Genomic DNA, 18,190 nt, shown 5'->3' with positions numbered 1-18,190 from the left:
TGGCACCATGAGCGGTATGCCGACACCGCCTCCCCGGTCCGCGTCGGCTCGGGACCGCCGGCGTGACATCGAGGGCCTCCGGGCGGTCGCCGTCCTCGCCGTCCTGCTCTACCACCTGCGGGTCCCCGGCGTGAGCGGCGGCTTTGCGGGCGTGGACGTCTTCTTCGTCATCTCCGGCTTCCTCATCACCGGCCTGCTGCTGCGCGAGGTGGAGCGCACCGGCCGGGTCTCCCAGCGCGACTTCTACGCGCGCCGCGCCCGGCGGCTGCTCCCGGCCGCCCTCGTGGTCGTCGCCGCGACCTTCGCGGCCTCCTGGCTGGTGCTCTCGCCCACCACGCGCCCGGACCTCGTCGCGGACGTGCTCGGCTCCACCTTCTACGTCGTCAACTGGGTGCTGGCCGCCCGCTCGGTGGACTACCTCGCCGAGGGCTCCGGCGTCTCCCCGCTGCAGCACTACTGGTCGCTCGCGGTGGAGGAGCAGTTCTACCTGCTGTGGCCGTTGCTCGTCCTGCTGGGGCTGGTCCTGGCGGCCCGGTCGCGGTATGCCCCGCGCACCGCCCTGCTCGCCCTGCTGGCCACGCTCACCGCGGCCTCCTTCGTGTGGTCCGTGGTGGCGACGGCGCAGAGCCCGGCGACGGCATACTTCGTCACCCCGACGCGGCTCTGGGAGCTCGGCGCCGGCGCGCTGCTCGCCTTCGCCGTCCCGGCCCTGCGGGGCTGGCCGGCGGCCGCCGCCCACGTGACGGCGCTGGTGGGGATCGGGCTGGTGGTGGTGACCGTCGTCGCGGTGGACACCTCGACGCCGTGGCCCGGCTCGGCCGCCCTGCTCCCCGTCCTCGGCAGCGTGCTGGTCATCGCCGCCGGCTCGACCGGCCACCCCACCGTCGTGTCGCGGGCGCTGGGGCTGGCACCGATGGTGGTCGTCGGCGGCTTGTCCTACAGCATCTACCTCGTCCACTGGCCGCTGCTCGTGCTCCTCGAGGAGCAGCGGGGGGCGCTCGGCCCGCTGGGCCTGGCCCTCGTCGGCCTCGGCACGGTCGCCATCGCCGCCCTCCTGCGGGTGCTCGTCGAGGACCCCGTCCGGTTCAGCACCGGCCTGTCCGCCCGGCCCGGCCGCTCCCTGCTCGCGGCGGGGACCGCCATGGCGGTGGTGGCCGGGGCCGCCGGCCTCGCCTGGGCCACCCGGCCCACCCTGGGCGAGACCACCACGGCCGGCCCCGCGGCCCTGGTCGCGGACCCGTGGGACTGGCGGTGGGAGCTGGTCGAGGACCCGCGCTCCGCCTACGACACCGAGGGCCCGTTGCAGCCCGACCCCTCGCTCGCCCGCGAGGACGTGCCGTCCTACTACGAGGACGGCTGCCAGGTCCGGGACGGCGTCGACGTGCCGGACCCCGGATGCGTCTACGGCGAGCGCGACGCGGACACGGTGGTGGCCCTGTGGGGCGACTCCAAGCTCGGGCAGTATGCCTCCGCGCTCGACGAGATCGCCCGCCGCGAGTCGTGGCGGCTCGACTACTACCTCAAGAGCGCCTGCTCGCCCACCGTCTCCGGGGCGGCGGCCGAGGACTGCAACGCCTTCGGCCGCGCGACCGTCGAGCAGCTGCTCGACGACCCCCCGCACCTGGTGATCATCGGCTCGGGCGGCTTCGAGGAGCCGGAGCAGGAGGGCATGGTCGAGGGGGCGCGCACGCTGACCGACGCCGGGATCGACGTCGTCGTCGTCGACGACAACCCCCACCCCGGCCACGCGGCCTACGAGTGCGCAGCGGAGCACCCGAGCGACCTCCTGACGTGCGAGCAGCCGCCCCAGAGCGTCGACGGACGCCCCTTCCTCGAGCTCGTCCACGAGGAGACCGGCGCACCGGTCATCGACCTCAACCCGTGGATCTGCCCGGAGGAGGACACCTGCCCCGTCGCCCTCGGCGGTCAGCTGGTCTACCGCCAGGGCAGCCATCTCACCGACACCTACGCCCGCTCGCTCACCCCGTTCCTCTACCGCGGGCTGAGCGAGCTCGGGTTCACCGAGGCATCCGTCCGGGACATCGCGATCGGCGACGTGCCCGCGCGTCCGGAGGGCGACCGGTGACGGCGGGGACCGCTCCGGCGCCACCCGTGGCGGGGAGCCCGGCGCACGGCCACGACCGGTCCGCGCTGCGCGGGGACATCGAGGGCCTGCGCGCGGTCGCGGTGCTCATGGTGCTCGCCTACCACGTGGGGATCCCCGGTGCCGGTGGCGGGTTCGCCGGCGTGGACGTCTTCTTCGTCATCTCGGGCTACCTCATCACCGGCCAGCTGGTCCGCGAGGCGCAGCGCGAGGGCCGGGTGTCGCTGCCGCGGTTCTACGCGCGGCGGGCGCGACGCCTGCTCCCGGCCGCCTCGCTCGTGCTCGTCGTCACCACGCTGGCCGGGTGGCTCCTGCTCCCCCGGGGGCGGCACGCCGACCTCGGCACCGAGGTGGTCGCGGCGACCGGGTATGTCGTCAACTGGCTGCTCGCGTGGCGCGAGGTCGACTACCTCGCCGAGGACCAGGACCCCTCCCTGGTGCAGCACTACTGGTCGCTGTCGGTGGAGGAGCAGTTCTACGTCCTGTGGCCGCTGCTCATCATCGGGGTGCTCTGGCTCGTGCGGCGACACCGGCTGCGGCTGGTGCCCCTGCTCACCCTCGTCCTGTCCGCGGTCGTCCTCACCAGCGCCACGTGGTCGGTGCTGCGGACCGCCTCCTCGCCCGGCGAGGCCTACTTCGCCACCACGACCCGGGTGTGGCAGCTCGGCGTCGGCGCCCTGCTCGTGCTCCTCACCCCACCGCTGCAGCGGGTGCCCGCGGCGGCACGCACCGCCCTGGCGGCCGCCGGCCTGCTCGGCATCGGCCTCACCGTGCTGACCGTCGACGCCTCGACCCCGTGGCCCGGCAGCGCCGCCGCGCTCCCGACCCTGGCGACCGCCGCCGTCATCGCCGCGGGCATACCTCCCGAGGGCACGAGGATCGGCCGCGTGCTCGGGGTGGCGCCGCTGCGCTTCGTCGGTGCGCTGTCCTACGGGCTCTACCTCTGGCACTGGCCGCTGCTGCGGCTGCTGGCCGAGCGGGTGCCGGACGCCGGCCTCGCGCTCCGGCTCGCCGTCGCGGCCCTCGCCGTGCTGCTGTCCTGGCTGACGCTGCGCCTGGTGGAGGACCCGGTGCGCTTCCACCCCGTCCTCCTCCGGTCCCCGCGGGCGGCGCTGCTCGGGGCGGCGGCGGCCATGGCCACCTCGGCGGGGCTGGCGGGCGCCCTCGTCCTCAGCGCGCCCACGCTAGAGCGGACGCAGACCCCGGCGCCGACGGCCGCGCCGGGGACCGGCGTCGGCGCCCAGGCGCTGGTCAACCCGCAGACCCGCGGCACCCCCGAGCTCGTCCCGGTCGAGGAGAGAGCCCTTGCCGCCGTGACCGGCGGCGTGACGGATCTGGTCCCGGACCCGGCGGTCGCCGACGAGGACATCTCGCTGGCCTACCGGGCGGGCTGCCAGGTCAGCACGAGCGGCACCGACCTGCCCGACGCGGGGTCCTGCACCTTCGGCGACCCCGACGGCACGGTCGACGTGGCCGTCGTCGGCGACTCGAAGATGGAGCAGTGGAGCTCGGCGCTCCACGCCATCGGGGCGCGGGAGGGGTGGCGGGTCCGCTTCTACACGAAGTCGGCGTGCGGCTTCGTCGCGCAGGGCCGCTCGGCGGAGTGCCACGACTACAACACCGTGCTCTCGCAGTACCTCGGCGAGGAGGAGCACGCCCCGGATCTCGTGCTCACCTCGCTGGGGCAGGGCTATCCCGCGGAGCTGGCCAACTCGATGGTGGACCTGCTGGGGCCGGCGACGGCGCGCGGCGCCGAGGTGGTGCTGCTGGCCGACACCCCGCTGCCACGACCGCGCGGGGAGGCCGAGGGGGTGAGCAGCTTCGAGTGCCTCGACCGCCACCGGGAGGACGCGACGCCGTGCTGGAGCCCCGCCGACCCGGCGTCCGGCACCCGGCTGCTCACCGAGGTCTCCGAGCGCCTGGACGCCCCGCTCGTCGAGCTGCTGCCGTGGATCTGCCCCGACCCGCAGGGGCTGGGCGGGTGCGCGCCGACCGTCGGCGGGGTCGTGGTCAACCGGCAGGGCAGTCACCTCACCGCGACCTACGTCCGCTCGCTCACCCCGGTGCTGCACCACGAGCTGGGCAGGCTCGGCGTGACGGACACCCCGCCGCAGGACGTCGTCTGGAACCTCCCGCAGGACCCCGACGTCTGAGGACGGCTCAGGGGGTGCCGCACCACCGTTCGCACGGCACGACCAGCGGGGCCCACGGCCCCGGCTCCGCCGAGCGCGAGACGTGCCCCTCCGGGTAGAGATCGGGCATCGGGTGCTCGCCGTGAAGGATCCCCGGGGGTCGGCCGGCCATGAGGTCCAGCTCCAGCCGGCTCGCGCCGGCCTCCCACCCCAGGCCCATCTTCTCGTCGTGGTGGGGGCGGAAGGGCTGCCGGCCCCCCGGCGTGCGGGTCAGCTCGCCGAGCACCACCCCGCGCTCGGTGCCGTAGAGGTCGACCCGCACGAAGGGCAGCCCGACGGCCCGGGACAGGTGGCCGGCGATGCGCACCATCTCGTCCAGGTCCTCGGGGGGAGGGATGCTCTCGTCGGAGTCCCGCCCGATCATCACCGCGCCGAGGTCGGCCCCCTCGGCGTCGACGTAGCGGAAGCCCATCGACCGCAGGTGGCCGTGCCGGGCCACCCGGCGCAGCATGACGTGCTGCACCTCGCCGTAGCTGACGTTGATCTTCACGTCGTCGGGGATCGGCCCCCCGCCGGGCTGCCGCAGCACCTCCTCGGCGAAGAACGGGCCGCTGATCCGGCCGCGCGCGGCCCGGTCGACGAAGTGACCGCGGACCTCCTCCGAGGTCAGCTGCCGCACCCCGTCGATCGTCTCGTAGCTCCCGTCGGCGACCCGGCGCAGGGGCAGCACCCCGTGGCTGCCGGCACCGCCGTCGGACTTGAGCACGACGTCGTCGGGCAGCGCGTCCAGGTCGATCTGCGCGGCGTCCGGCCAGACCCCGAGCACGCGCGGGACCGGGATGCCGTGGCTGGCGGCGAGGCGGTAGTTGCGCAGCTTGAAGGGCAGGTGGCGCAGCGGGTGATGACGTCCCGGGTCCAGCTCGCGCAGCTGCTCGGTCACCCGGCGCAGGGTGATGAGGTGGTGGGTGAAGCTGGAGCGTGCCAGGAGCTCCTCCGGGTCCACGAGCTGCTCGGCCCGGGCCTGCTCCTCCACGAGCTGCTGCTCCAGCCGCTCCCGGTCGCGCTCCAGCCGGGTCCGGTCGCGCTCCAGCTCCCGGATGCGGGCGTTGCGGGCGCGCAGCTCGGCGTCGCGCCGGGCCAGGGGCGGGACGCGCCTGACGACCTCACGGCGCAGGTTCATGGGCTCTCCTCCGGGACGGGTCTCGGTGCGGGGTCTGGTTCGTCGCCCTGGCGGGGGGTCGACCAGCGTGGTCGGGCGGCCCAGGACCAGCCCGGCGGCGGCTCGCCCCAGGCCCGGTATGCCCGCTGCGCGGCACCTGACACCGGCGCGGCCACCGCGTCGGCACCGGGGCCTGCCCCGGCGTCCGCGGTGGGGGGAGCGCGTCGTGCCTCGAGCACGAGGCCGCCCTGCTCCAGGCGGACGTCCCGCACGCCTGCCGGTGCACTGCGGAGCAGCTCGGCCGGCGACCAGGTGGGTCCGGGCGGGTCGGGCACGGCCTCGGACAGCCATCCGCCGAGCACGTCGGCGGGCAGGCCATCGTGCTCGACGACCAGGGCGTCGGCACGGGTGCCGTCGCCGGCGCTGCGCAGCGGGATCCGCAGCGGCGAGGGCTCCGCCATACCGGACGTCCGGTCGGGTTCCTGGAGCAGCGGGCGGATGCGCTCGGCGAAGCCCGCCCGGCCGTAGCGCTCGCGCACCAGCGCCAGCGTCCGCTCCACCCGCGCCCGGTAGGCCGCCGGGTCCGCGGCGTAGCGCGCGACCAGCGCCTGGGCCTCCCCCGGTGCCGCGTAGTCCAGCAGGTCGCCGAAGGTGGGCCGGTGCTTGGGATCGGCGATGGTGAGCACGCCGCTGGCCGCGGCCTCGAGCAGGGTGCGCCCGAAGGCCTCGTGCGCGTCCGGGTTGTCCAGGTAGACGTAGAAGTCCAGGTCCGCCAGGAAGGGCCGCACGTCCTCGGTGGTGGACGGCAGCACCCGCCACTCCCGGGGCTGCTCCGGCGGGACGCCCCCGTCGCCGGCGCCCGCCCGCAGCGCCGCCACGGTCTGCTCGCCGCCGAGCATCCGCACCTCGTGGCCGGGGCCGAAGGCATACCCCCGCTCCAGGGTGGCCCAGCTGGTCGGGAACTTGATCCGGTCGTCCCGCGAGTGACGCCCGACGACGACGGTGCCCCCCGCGCCCGGGGCCCGGTCCGGCGGGCGGACGGCCCAGGCGTCGGCGTCGATGAGGCCGGGGTTGTCCCACCCGGTGAGCGGCACCGTGGGGTCCTGCTCGCGCAGCACCCGGCGGATGGTCGGGCTCTGCGGCACCCACGTCACCGGCGCCCCGAAGAGCTCGCGGGTCCGCTGGGTGACGTCGGCGACGACGTAGCGCTGGTCGCTGCCGTCCGGCTCGACCGGCCCCTGGTTGGCCACGACGAGGACCTGGCGGACCCGGGCGACGCGGGCCAGGCGGGGCGGGTACTGCAGGATCGGCGGGTAGCGCACGAGCAGCACGTCGATGTCGACGTCGTCGTCCGGCAGCACCCAGCTCACCGCGCCGGACCGGACCAGCTCGACGAAGGGCGCGGCGAGCGGCTGGTCCTGGGCCGACATGAAGCGCAGCGCCTCCAGGTGCATCACCCCGACCCGCAGCCCGCCGTCGAGGGCGGCCCGGATCTCCTCCATCATCGAGCGCTGCGGACCGCCGAACTTGCGCCAGTCCCCGGCGACGACGAGGTCGAGGCGGCGGGGACCGGGCTGCAGCAGCGGGTGCGTCGGACGGCTCCACCGACGCGGCTCCGGGACGCGGCGGGGCGCCTCGGGGTCGAGGTATGCCCGCTCCGCACCGGCCGAGACCGCCTCGTGCCAGGGCGTGTAGAGCGCCTTGTAGAGCTGTCGGGCGGGGTGGCGGTAGCCGTTGGCGAACTCCTCCGCGGACAGCGTGGCGGCGCCGCCCCGCAGGATCGTCGTGGTCTCCTCGACGTCCTTGACGGGCGGGCCGCCGGCGGCCTCCAGTCGGCGGGCGAACTCGGTGTCGGCGCCCTTGCGGGTCGGGTCGAAGAAGCCGATCCGGGAGAGCACCGGCCGCAGCCGGAAGCAGACCGTGGCGGCCGAGGCGAAGCGCGGCTGGTAGCCCGGCCGGGTGAGCACGAGGTCCGGGCTGACCCGCACGCCTTGCGCGCGGGTGGCGAGCAGCCGGGGGTCGGCCAGCAGCGGCCGCAGGCAGGTCTCCAGGGTCTGCGGGTGCCACCAGTCGTCGGAGTCGACGACGATCGCGAAGTCCCCCCGGGCCTGCCGCAGCGCGGTGTTGCGGGCGCGGTAGGTGCCGCCGTTGACCGCCTTGCGGATGACCCGGACGCGGGGGTCGAGGGCCTCGACCTGCGCGAGCAGCGCCGCGTGCTCCGGCCCCGAGGCGTCGTCGACGACGAGCAGCTCGAGGTCGCTCCAGGTCTGGGCGAGCACGGAGCGGACCGCGGTGAGCAGCGGCGGGCCGGGCCGGTAGCTGCTCATGAGCACCGTGACGAGCCCGGTGCCGCGCGCCGGCGCGCTCTCCTGCACCTCCAGCCGGTCCAGGTCCGGCGCGGAACCGTCGGCGGGCGGGCGGAAGGGTGCCAGGGCCCCGCTGCCCAGGGCGGCGCCGAAGGCGCGCGCCCACTCCGCGCCGCGACCGGCGGCGGTCGGGTCGAGCCGCGGGTGCAGCGCGTCCGCCCGCACCGAGGACGCCACGCCGGGGCGCACCCGGCGGTCGGCCACCAGCGCGACGGCGCCCTGCGGGTCACCGCCCAGCACCCGCAGCTGGGCCAGCATCTCGACGTGCTCGCGGCGCAGCGCGCCCCACGTCGCCGGCCCGGAGGCCTGGAGCTGCTCCAGCAGGCCGCGGGCCACGGCGACGTCCTCGGGGTCCCCGGTCTGGACGGCGAGCACCCGCGCGTGGTCGGCCACCCCCGCGGGGTCGGCGCCCGGCGGGGGGCCGGCCTCGGGCGGACGGCCCGCCCAGGCGGCGAGGTCGGCGGGGGTGTGCCCCGGCCAGGCCACCTCGGCCAGCACCTCGCGGGCGTGGACCGACCGGGTCCGCAGCGCGGTGGCGGCCAGGGCCCGCGCGCGCCGCCGCGCGATGCGCGCGTGGTCGGCGGCCACCCCCTGCGTGGTGGACCGGTGCGGGCTCACCGTGGGTCGTGGTCGGGGCGTCCGGCGAGCTGGTCCAGCGCCTCGTCCAGCGTGACCTGCATCCGGTCCAGCCGGCCGGTGTACTGCGCCTGCAGCACCTGCACCGCGCCGAGCAGGTCGGACTGGGCCGCGGGCGCGGGGGCTGCCGGGACCGCGGCATACCCCTGGTCGGGGGTGCCGCTCACGCGGCGGATCTCGTCGCGCAGGTAGTTGCGCAACGACCGCACCCGGCGCCAGGAGTCGAGCTGCACCGCGAGGATGCCGACGCCCAGGAGTCCACCGGCGAGCGCCGCGAGGACCGGCAGCTCCAGCGCCACCCCGAGCACGAGGACCAGGACCAGGACCAGGCCGGCTGCGGTGCCGGCGAGGGGGACGAGGCGAGCGGGCACGCGGGCGACCCTCCTGCGTGGGTTGGGGGTGTCGGTGCTCCCGCACCGAGGAAGACGGTGTTCACTGTACCCCGGGGCCGGGCGCCGAGGTCCGGCACGACGCACCGCCTTCGAAAGAGCTCCAGACGCACGTGATCAGCCAGAGCACCGACCCCTCGCAGGCGTGGCTCGCCTGGCAGCTGCGCCACGGCGCGGGCGCCGTCGACCCCGTCCCCCTCTTCCACCAGACGCTGCGCACCCGCTCGGCCGCGGGGCTGGACGCCCTGGCCGACCTGGCGACCCAGGGACGCCACTCGCCGGGGACCCTGCTGGAGGAGGTGCTCGCCACCGGCGGCCCGCCGGACGCCGCGCTGCACCCCGCACGACGCCGCGCGCTGGCGGGGGTCGCCTTCGCCTGGGCCGGGATGCTGCGCACCGAGCGCGAGCTGCTGGCCTCTGCGCTGGTCTTCGAGGCGCTGTGGCCCGGGGACGGGCTGACCTGGCTCGGTCCGCAGCTGCGCCTCACCGGGCTGCAGACCCTCTTCCTCGCCGGCCGGCACGAGCAGCTCGCCGCGCTGCTCCCCGGCGTGGAGGGGCTGCACCCCGACGCCGAGCACTACCTGCGGGTGGACCTGGCCAACCCGCACGGACCGGCGACGAGCACCGCCGACGCGGGGCGCTGGGAGGACCTGCTCGCGCAGCGGTTCACCGAGCGCGGCCTGGCGGCCCCGGCCCTGCGCGACGCGACCGCCGACGGACCCGCCCCCCGCAGCCCGTTCGACCGGCTCGGCGCCCCCGGCGCACGGCCCGGGACCGCCGGCGGCGAGCTCGTCACCGTCATCATGCCGTGCTGGAGGCCGGACGAGGGTCTCGTCACAGCCGTCCGCTCCATCAGCGAGCAGACGTATGCCGACCTCGAGATCGTCGTCGTCGACGACTGCTCCGGGCCGGGCTACGAGGAGATCTTCGCCCGGGCCGCCGCGCTGGACGAGCGGGTGCGCGTGCTCCCGATGGCCCGCAACGGCGGGTCCTATCTCGGCCGGGCGGCCGCGATCGAGGCCTCGCGCGGCAGCCTCATCACCTTCCAGGACGCCGACGACTGGTCCCACCCGTCCCGGATCGAGCTCCAGGTGGCGGCGCTGCAGGAGGCCGGACCGCAGACGCCGATGACCCGCAGCCGGGCCGTGCGGGCCAAGGACGACCTCACCCACCAGTGGCTCGGCTACCGTGCGGTCCGGGAGAACGCCTCCTCGCTGCTGCTGCGCCGCAGCATCCTGCCGCGCACCGGTGGCTTCGCGCCGATCCGCAAGGGCGCGGACTCCGAGTTCGCCGAGCGCGTCGCCCGCCTGCACGGGGCGATCGTGGACGTCGGCGAGCCGCTGGCGGTGACCCGCCTGCGGGCGGGGTCGCTCTCCCGTGGTGACTTCACCTTCTCCTGGACCGCGCCGGAGCGGCGGGCCTTCCGCTCCAGCTTCATGGTCTGGCACCGGCGCCTGGCCCGGCGCCGCCGGGAGGAGGAGGCGCCGGTGCTGGTGCAGGACGCCGAGCTGGCGGCGCTGCCCTTCCCGGTCCCCGCCGCCTGGGTGCGCGACCTCCCGACCGCGGAGCACGTGCCCACCCGGCTGGGCACGGCCTACCTCGGCTCCTTCTCCCGCCCGCACGGCAGCCGCGGGGGCGCCTGGCTGCGGCAGGAGCTGCGCGGGGTGAGCCCCGGCGAGCCGGTCGGCCTGTGGCACCAGGACCTGCGCGCCACGACCGAGATGCGCCGGCCCGAGCTGGACCGCGGCTTCGACGACCCGCTGCTCGACCGGCAGGCCTGGCTGCTGTCCCGGCTGGACCGGGTCACCGTGGACCGGCTGGTCGTCCTCGACCCGTCGGTGCTCGCCCTCATGCGGGACCAGGAGGTCCGGGTCGACGTCGGCACGGTCGAGGTGTGGCTGGCCCCGGAGGACGTCTCCCCGGGTTCCTCCGGCCTGCCGGAGGACCTCCTGGGCGCCTCGGACCTCGTGGCGTCGTGGTGGTCGGTCCGTCCCCGCTGGGCGTCCGCGCCGTGGCTGGACGAGGCGGAGCGCACGCTGGTGCGCGGCGCCCTGCCCGGCCTCGACGTCGTGCCGGCCCTGACCGGGCAGGGCGCCGGTGTCGGCTGAGACGTCCCCCGACGGCGAGGGGGCCGGCCCCGACGCCGTCCTCCTCGTGGTCACCGGGGCGACGGACCGGGTCGTGCAGGACGTCGCGCGGACCCTGGGCGGCCTGGTGCCCACCGTCGTGGTGCAGCAGGTCGGCCCGGACGGTGACCGGTCGCTGCGGGGCGAGCAGCTGCGCGCCGGGCACACCCGCTCCCGGTGGCGCCGTCCCCTGCTCACCGGTGCCGAGCGCGTGCTCCCGGTACGGCACGGGGCCGGCCTGGCGGCGCGCTTCGACCCGGGCTTCCGCGACCGCCTGCGACAGAGCGACGCCCTCGTGGTGCTCGGTCCCGGGGCGCCCGCCGTCGCCCGGGCCGCGCACGACCTCGCCCCGCAGGTGCAGGTCCTCGAGGGCACCGGTGAGGCCCTGGAGCTCTGCACCCGGCTGGCGCTGCGCGTCCTGCCCCACGCGGGGATCGGGGCCCCCTCGCAGCCGCAGCCCGAGCTGCCGACCGGCGACCTCCGGCGCCTGCTGCTCGCGATCCCCGCGCTGGCGGGCCCGGCCCGGACCCAGGCACCGGTACGTCACCGGTTGCGGGCCACCCTGTGGCTGAGCCGCGACCCCGACCAGCGCGACGCGCTGCTCGCCGCGCTGGAGCCGGTGCTCGGTCCCGACGACCCGGTGCTGCAGGGGTGGGCCCTGCAGCGGGGCAGACCGACGGGACGCCCCGACGTCGACCGGGAGCGGCTGCTCGCCGCCGCGGACGCCCTGCTCGCCGAGGCCGACACCGTCCTGGACGCCGACGCGCAGGCCGCCGCGCGGTGGGCCGCGCTGGCCCTGCGCCTGCGGCACGCCGAGCGCGGCGCGAGCGGTGGACACGTCGACGACCCTCCGGACCCGTCACCGAGCCGCACCTGGCGCGCGCTCACCACGTCCGCGCCGATCGGGAGGGAGGAGGGCGAGCAGGAGGACTCCGGTCAGAGCCCGGGTGCGGCGGTGCGGGTGCTGCTCCTGCCCGCCGAGGGGTCCGGCCCGGCCCTGCGGGCGGTGCTGCGTCTCTCCCCCGCCGTCACGGTGGTCCAGCCGGCCCAGCAGGACCTGCCCTCCTCGCTGCGAGGCACCACCGTCCCCGACGCGCTGGTCGAGGGCCGGCTGCGGTCCGGTCTCGGCCTGCCCTGGACCGGCTACCCCGGCGCCGGCCGCGCGCTGCGCCAGGAGCACCCGGCCGTCGTGCTGGCCGACGGCGTGGACCAGCGGACGCTGCTGGCCTCGCTCGCCCTGCCCCGCTCCTGCCGCCTCGTGGCGCTGGTGCGGCCCGCCGACCTCGCCGCTCCCTGGCTCGACCTCGTCGACCCCCGACGGTGGGGTGCGCTGCTCGTCGAGGACGAGGCCACGAGCGACCGCGTCCGCGCACGCGTGGACCGGTCCGGTTGTGACGTCCGGGTGGAGGTCGTGCCCGGGCTGGCGAGCCTGCGCACGGACGCACCGCAGGCCCCGGCACGGGAGGCGCTGCGGGCGGCCGTCCTCGGCGACCTCGGCCGCATCGGCGAGCTGAGCGGGTCCGGCCGGCACGACGAGGCCATGGCCCTCGTGCGGGAGGCGCTGGGCTCGACCGCGACGGCGCCCGACGCGGCGCTGCTGCAGCAGGCCGCCCTGGCCACGACCCGGGCCGGCGAGCCCACGCTGCGGCTGGAGGTGCTGCGGCGGTGGGCCGCGATCGACCCCCGCCCGCACGTGCGCGCCCTGGTGACGGAGCAAAAGGCGAGGCTGCGCGAGTTCTCCCCGGGCTGGCTGCCCGGCGACCTGCCGCCCACCCCGGTGGAGGGGGAGCCGGGGCGGGTGCTGCACCTGCTCAAGGTGTCGCTGCCCCAGCGCACGAGCGGGTATGCCGTGCGCTCGGCCTACCTGCTGCGCGAGCGGGCCCGCCGGGGCGAGGACGTCCTGGCGGTCACCGCGCTCGACTTCCCGGACGAGCCCGCCCCGGCCGTCGAGACCGTGCACGGCGTCCCCCACCTGCGCCTGACCCGCGATCAGGTCCCCGCCCGCGAGGGCGCGGACGCCTACCTCGACGCCTTCGCCCGTCGGGTCCTGGAGCAGGTCGTGGAGCACCGTCCGTCGGTGCTGCACGCCCACTCCGGCCACCGGGGCTACGAGCTCGCGCTCGTCGCGCTCGCCGTCGGCCGCGCCGCGGGGCTGCCCGTCGTCTACGAGGTGCGCGGGCTGTTCGAGGGAGTGTGGACCTCGGACGTGGGACGGGCCACCGAGAGCGAGCTCTACCGGCTGCGCCGCGCCCTCGAGGCGAGGGTCCTGGGCCTGGCCGACGCGGTCGTCACCCTCAGCGAGTCGATGCGGCAGGACATCCTCGCCCGGCCCGGGACCGGCGCGCAGGCCCTCGACCCGGCCGGGGTCGTGGTGGTCCCCAACGGCGTCGACGACGAGGCCATCGCGCCCCGCCCCCCGCGTGCCGACCTGCGCCGGCACCTGCTCCTGGAGGACACCTTCGTCGTCGGCTACGTGAGCAACCTGGACCACCCGCGGGAGGGTCAGGAGGTGCTCGTCGAGGCCGTCGCCCTGCTGCGCCGCGCGGGTCACCCCGTGACCGCCCTCCTGGTCGGCGGGGGCCACCGGGCGGACGGCCTGCGGCGGCGGGCGCAGGAGCTGGGCGTCGCGGAGCACGTCGTGCTCACCGGGCAGGTGCCGCACGAGGAGGTCGGCGACTACTACGCGCTGCTCGACGTCTTCGTCGTGCCGCGCATCGACGAGCGCGCCGCCCGCCTCGTCACCCCGCTCAAGCCCTACGAGGCGATGGCGATGGGGCTGCCGGTCGTGGTCTCCGCGCTGCCCGCCCTGCGGGAGATCGTCGGCGACGCCGAGCGCGGGCTGACCTTCCCGCCCGGCGACGCGGCCGCGCTGGCCGGGGTGCTGGCCGACCTGCGGGGCGACCCCGACCGGCGCGCCGCGCTGGCGGCGGCGGGCCGCTCGTGGGTTCGTGAGCACCGCACCTGGGCGGCGCTGGCCGCGCGCTACGACGAGGCCTACGCGATCGCGACCCGGGCCACCTCAGCGGGGGGCGTCGGCGAGCCGCTCCATGGCGGTGACGAACTGCTCTGAGTGGACGCCCCAGTCGAGCTCGCGCCGGGCGAGGGTATGCCCGCTCCGACCGAGATCCGCCGCGGCGGCCGGGTCCTGCGCCCAGGCGAGCAGCTGCTCGACGGTGCGCTCGACGTCCTGGAAGGGGACGATCGTGCCGGCACCGCTGCGCTCGACGAGGTCCACCGCGCGGGGCAGCGGCGTGCTGATGACCGGGATCGCGTGCGCGAGGTACTCCACGACCTTCGTCGGCATGCTCGGGCGGAAGTTCGCGACGTCGTGCAGCAGCGACAGCCCGGCGAGCGCCCCGTCGAGCCGGTCCAGCGCCTGGTCCGCCGGGAGGAAGCCGGACCACTCGAGGTGGCCCGCGCGCTGCGCCGCCTCCAGCTGCTCGGTGGTGGCCGAGCCGTGCGCCGGGCCCACGACCTCCAGCACCGCGCGGCCCTGCGTCGCCGTGCTCAGCTGCTCGCCCACCCGCACCAGCTCGGCCACCCCGCGCTCCCGGGTGAGGCTGCCGAGGTAGACCACCCGGAGCCGGCCCTGCTCGTCCGGGGTCCCGGCCGGCGGGGGGTCGACCGGCACCGGGGTGGTGTTGGGCACGACGAGGTGCTGCTGGGCGAAGCGCTGGGCGTAGTCCTCGTCGGCGAGGATGAGCACCATCCGTCGCTCGGCACCCCGCTCCATCGTGCCGGCCAGCGAGCGCAGGGGTCCGCGCAGGCGCTCCGGGACCCAGGAGCGCAGGTCCACGACGGCCCGGGTGTCCTCGTGCACGTCCCAGACGGTGAGCGGCAGCGAGATCCCCAGGGTGCTCGGCACGAGCTCGGGGTCGTGCAGCAGGACCACGTCGTGCCGTGGCCCCTGCTCGCGCAGCACCCGCCGCACGTCCCGCTGCGCCGCGAACCGGCGCCGCCCGCTGGAGCGGGTGAGGTCGATCGCGGTGAGCCCGGGCACGGCGCCGGCACCGGGGGGCTCCACCCCGTGCCCGGTCCACGGTGCGGCGAAGGTGACCTCCCACCCGGCGGCCAGGAGGCTGGCGATCTGACGGTGCCGGATACGGGCGTCCTCCGGGTGGTGCACCACGGTGACGACGAGGATCCGGCGGGGGCTCACCAGTTGCCCTCGGGCTCCCACTTGCGCAGCAGGTCGCGGGCGGCGTCCGGCCCCTGGTCCTGCATGACCCGGTTGATCTCCTCGTAGCGCTCGCGCCACACCTGGCGGTGCTTGCCGTACTTGCGGCCGTACAGCCCGTTGATGACCGAGGGCCGGCCGTCCCCGAGGAGGCGTCCGTCGTCCATCCACAGGACCCGGGTGCACAGCTCGTTGATCCGCCGGCGGCTGTGGGCGACGAGGAAGACGGTGCCCGCCTGCTCCCGGATCCGCTCGATGCGCTCGGTGGCGCGGGCCCGCCAGTGCTCGTCGCCGGTGGCCAGGGCCTCGTCGACGATGAGGATGTCGGGGACGACGGCGGTGGAGATCGCGAACCGCAGCCGGGCCGCCATACCGCTGGAGTAGCTGCTCATCGGCAGGTCGATGAAGTTGCCGATGTCGGCGAAGTCGATGATGTCGTCCATCCGGCGGCGCACCTGGGCCGGCGTGAGGCCCTGCGCCTGCGCCCCGATCCAGATGTTGTCGCGACCGCTGAGCTTGCGCTGCAGCACGGCGTTGACGCCCAGCAGCGCCGCCTTGCCGCCGAGCCAGATGGTGCCGCTGGAGGGGGGCACCAGCCCGGCGACCGAGCGCAGGAGCGTCGACTTGCCCGACCCGTTGCGCCCGATGATGCCGATCGACTCGCCGCGGTAGGCGACGAAGGAGACGTCCTTGACCGCGTGCACCTCCTGGACCCCCAGGCCCTGGGTGCTGCGGCCGACGAGGCGACGGAAGGTCGACTCGACCTCCTCCTCGGCCGGGTCGGTGCGCTTCGGGCTGCCGTAGACGCGGTACCTGATGTCGACGTGGGAGACGACGACCGAGGGGATCCTCTCGCCCTCGACCTTCGCCTGCTCGGCCCCGCCCCGGGGCCGCTCCTGCTCAGGCGCGGCCATAGGTGCCCTCCCCCCGCCAGAAGACGATGAAGCCAGCGCCGAAGAGCAGCAGTGCCCATCCCCCGGCGAAGGCCCAGGTCTGCCACTGCAGCGGGAAGCCCTCCATGAGGGTCTCGCGCACCATCGTGAGGCTCACCGCGACCGGCTGGTAGGCCAGCGCGGCGCCGACCCAGTCCGGGACGCCGTCGAGGTCCCCGAAGCGCGCGTCGATGGAGAAGAAGACGCCGGAGACGTAGCGCATGAGCCGGACCACGAGCGGCACGAGGTTGGTGAGGTCCCGGACCGCGTGCACCAGACGGGAGACGAGCATCGCCAACCCCAGCCCCATGACCACGACGACGAGCAGCGCCACCGGGAAGAGCAACCACTCCCAGGTGATCGGTTCCCCGCTGAGCAGCGCGATGGCCACGAGCACGAGGAAGGCCGGGATGTTGCTGACGAACTCGGAGATGACGCTGACCACCGGCAGCAGGATCCGCGGGAAGGCGAGCGAGCGCATCATCCCGACCTTGCCCAGGAGCGCGCGCGACCCGGAGGTCAGCGTGGCCGAGATGAAGGTGAAGGTGAACAGCCCGATGGTGAGGAAGGCCACGAAGTTGTCGACGTCCCGGCTCAGGCCGAGCAGCACGCCGAAGATGAGGTAGTAGGCGACGCCGAGCATGATCGGGTTGATGACCGACCAGAGGATGCCGAGGTAGTTGTCCCGGTGCTGGCTGACCACCTCGCCCTTGGCCAGCGACCACATGAGGTGGCGGTAGCGCCAGATCTCCCGCACGTACTCGGGCAGCGAGGGCCGGGTGGCGACCTGCTGCATGCCGTAGCGACGCGCCAGGTCGGCCGCGGCGTCGTGGTCCAGGGCGGCCGGCTGGTGGTGCGGCTCGGGCCCGAGGTCGGCGTTCACAGCCGGACGACCTTCTCCCCTCCGGCGGCGGCGCCGCGGGTGTCGAAGAAGGCCTGCGAGGCCTCGGCCAGGGCGTCCACGTCGTAGCCGCGGTGGTTCTGCACGAGGATCGTCAGGTCCGCCTCGCCGGCGGCGGCCGCCGGGTCCTCGACCCGGCCGGCCACCGAGTCGCCGGCGGCGTGCCACTCCTGGACGTGCGGGTCGTGGAAGACCACGCTGGCACCCTTGGCCGCGAGCAGCCGGGCCAGCGGCACCGCCGGGGACTCGCGCTGGTCGGCGATGTTGGGCTTGTAGGTGACCCCGAGCAGCAGCACGGTCGAGCCGTTGAGCGGCTTGCCCGCGGCGTTGAGGATGTCCTGGGCCCGACCGACGACGTAGGCCGGCATCCCGGCGTTGATCTCCTGGGCCAGCTCGACGAAGCGGAACGGGTAGCCCAGGCGCGCCCGCACGTTGTGCGAGAGGTAGTTGGGGTCGATCGGGATGCAGTGGCCCCCGACGCCCGGGCCGGGGTAGAAGGCCTGGAAGCCGAAGGGCTTGGAGCTGGCCGCCCCGATGACGTCCCAGAGGTCGATGCCGAGCTCGTGGCAGAACCGGGTCATCTCGTTGACCAGCGCGATGTTGATGTGGCGGTAGGTGTTCTCCAGCAGCTTGGCGGTCTCCGCCTCGCGGGTGCCCTTGGTGCGCACCACGGTGTCGACGAAGGTGCCGTAGAACCCGGCCGCCGCGTCGCTGCAGGCCGGCGTATGGCCGCCGACGACCTTCGGGGTGTTCTTGGCGCCGAAGCGCTCGTTGCCGGGGTCGATGCGCTCGGGAGAGAAGGCGAGGTGGAAGTCCTCCCCGGCGACCAGGCCCCCGGCCTCCAGCGCCGGGCGGACCACCTCGTCGGTGGTCCCGGGATAGGTCGTGGACTCCAGGACCACGAGCATGCCGGGGCGCAGGTTGCGGGCCACGGCGGCGACGGCGGACTCCACGGCCCGCAGGTCCGGACCCCCGTCCGCCGAGAGCGGGGTCGGCACGCAGATGACGGCGGTGGCCGCCTCCGCGATCCGGGACTCGTCGGTGGTGGCCTCGAAGCCGCCCTCGCGCATCTGCGCGATGTCCTCGTCGGCGAGGTCGTCGACGTGCGAGCGCCCCTCGTTGAGCGCGTCCACGACCCCCTGGTGGATGTCGAAGCCCAGGACCCGCATCCCTGCCCGGGTGGCTTCCTGGGCCAGCGGCAGACCGACGTATCCCAGGCCGATGATGACAGCGTCGACAGCCACGGTGACGGGACTCCTTCGAGACGG

Annotated in this window: 11 protein-coding genes; 4 read left to right on the top strand and 7 right to left on the bottom strand. The window is 75.6% G+C overall.

Annotated features, from left to right (window positions below; all coding sequences use genetic code 11):
• The first annotated feature begins 16 nt into the window (after positions 1 to 16).
• Complete coding sequence (locus SGUI_RS17830; RefSeq protein ID WP_066639374.1) at positions 17 to 2,086, top strand: acyltransferase family protein; 2,070 nt, start codon at positions 17 to 19, stop codon at positions 2,084 to 2,086.
• Entirely contained in the window at positions 2,083 to 4,257 is a 2,175-nt protein-coding gene (locus SGUI_RS17825) for an acyltransferase family protein (RefSeq protein WP_202816571.1), read from the top strand. The genes SGUI_RS17830 and SGUI_RS17825 overlap by 4 nt, the downstream gene beginning before the upstream one ends.
• A gap of 7 nt (positions 4,258 to 4,264) precedes the next feature.
• Here the strand turns inward: SGUI_RS17825 and SGUI_RS09705 are convergent, their stop codons facing one another.
• The 3 genes from SGUI_RS09705 to SGUI_RS09695 are packed head-to-tail and all read right to left on the bottom strand — an operon-like array spanning position 4,265 to position 8,768.
• The gene (locus SGUI_RS09705; protein ID WP_066639365.1) at positions 4,265 to 5,416 is read right to left on the bottom strand and encodes an ATP-grasp fold amidoligase family protein; all 1,152 of its coding nucleotides are present in this window, start codon (positions 5,414 to 5,416) and stop codon (positions 4,265 to 4,267) included.
• Complete coding sequence (locus tag SGUI_RS09700; protein ID WP_066639363.1) at positions 5,413 to 8,379, bottom strand: glycosyltransferase; 2,967 nt, start codon at positions 8,377 to 8,379, stop codon at positions 5,413 to 5,415. Before SGUI_RS09700 ends, SGUI_RS09705 begins: the two co-directional genes overlap by 4 nt.
• Positions 8,376 to 8,768 (bottom strand): hypothetical protein, encoded by a 393-nt coding sequence (locus SGUI_RS09695; RefSeq protein WP_066639355.1) that lies wholly within the window; start codon positions 8,766 to 8,768, stop codon positions 8,376 to 8,378. Before SGUI_RS09695 ends, SGUI_RS09700 begins: the two co-directional genes overlap by 4 nt.
• Before the next feature lie 131 nt (positions 8,769 to 8,899).
• Between SGUI_RS09695 and SGUI_RS09690 the strand changes: the two genes are divergently transcribed.
• Together SGUI_RS09690 and SGUI_RS09685 are read left to right on the top strand one after the other, a co-directional pair.
• The gene (locus tag SGUI_RS09690; RefSeq protein WP_066639354.1) at positions 8,900 to 10,894 is read left to right on the top strand and encodes a glycosyltransferase family 2 protein; all 1,995 of its coding nucleotides are present in this window, start codon (positions 8,900 to 8,902) and stop codon (positions 10,892 to 10,894) included.
• On the top strand, positions 10,884 to 13,982 hold the full coding sequence (locus tag SGUI_RS09685; protein ID WP_066639352.1) for a glycosyltransferase family 4 protein: 3,099 nt from the start codon (positions 10,884 to 10,886) through the stop codon (positions 13,980 to 13,982). Before SGUI_RS09690 ends, SGUI_RS09685 begins: the two co-directional genes overlap by 11 nt.
• Here SGUI_RS09685 and SGUI_RS09680 read toward each other — a convergent pair.
• From SGUI_RS09680 to SGUI_RS09665, 4 genes are read right to left on the bottom strand one after another with little or no spacing between them, the layout of a single operon-like run.
• Positions 13,932 to 15,071 (bottom strand): glycosyltransferase, encoded by a 1,140-nt coding sequence (locus SGUI_RS09680; RefSeq protein ID WP_066639350.1) that lies wholly within the window; start codon positions 15,069 to 15,071, stop codon positions 13,932 to 13,934. The genes SGUI_RS09685 and SGUI_RS09680 overlap by 51 nt on opposite strands.
• A complete protein-coding gene (locus SGUI_RS09675; protein ID WP_066639348.1) occupies positions 15,068 to 16,003 on the bottom strand; it encodes an ABC transporter ATP-binding protein in 936 nt (311 codons plus the stop codon). Before SGUI_RS09675 ends, SGUI_RS09680 begins: the two co-directional genes overlap by 4 nt.
• Positions 15,990 to 16,904 (bottom strand): ABC transporter permease, encoded by a 915-nt coding sequence (locus tag SGUI_RS09670; protein ID WP_066639345.1) that lies wholly within the window; start codon positions 16,902 to 16,904, stop codon positions 15,990 to 15,992. Before SGUI_RS09670 ends, SGUI_RS09675 begins: the two co-directional genes overlap by 14 nt.
• Positions 16,901 to 18,166 carry a nucleotide sugar dehydrogenase gene (locus tag SGUI_RS09665; protein ID WP_066639342.1) on the bottom strand — a complete coding sequence of 422 codons (1,266 nt, stop codon included), beginning with the start codon at positions 18,164 to 18,166 and terminating at the stop codon, positions 16,901 to 16,903. Before SGUI_RS09665 ends, SGUI_RS09670 begins: the two co-directional genes overlap by 4 nt.
• Positions 18,167 to 18,190: the final 24 nt, after the last annotated feature.

The organism is Serinicoccus hydrothermalis, from assembly GCF_001685415.1.
Lineage (GTDB): Bacteria > Actinomycetota > Actinomycetes > Actinomycetales > Dermatophilaceae > Ornithinicoccus > Ornithinicoccus hydrothermalis.
Note: the sequence above shows the minus strand (reverse complement) of the source record. Positions and strands in the feature narration are given on the sequence as shown.

Coding starts and splice junctions, on each gene's coding strand:
- SGUI_RS09675 (WP_066639348.1), bottom strand. CDS start 16,003: ATGGCCGCGCCTGAGCAGGAGCGGCCCCGGGGCGGGGCCGAGCAGGCG.
- SGUI_RS17830 (WP_066639374.1), top strand. CDS start 17: ATGCCGACACCGCCTCCCCGGTCCGCGTCGGCTCGGGACCGCCGGCGT.
- SGUI_RS09705 (WP_066639365.1), bottom strand. CDS start 5,416: ATGAACCTGCGCCGTGAGGTCGTCAGGCGCGTCCCGCCCCTGGCCCGG.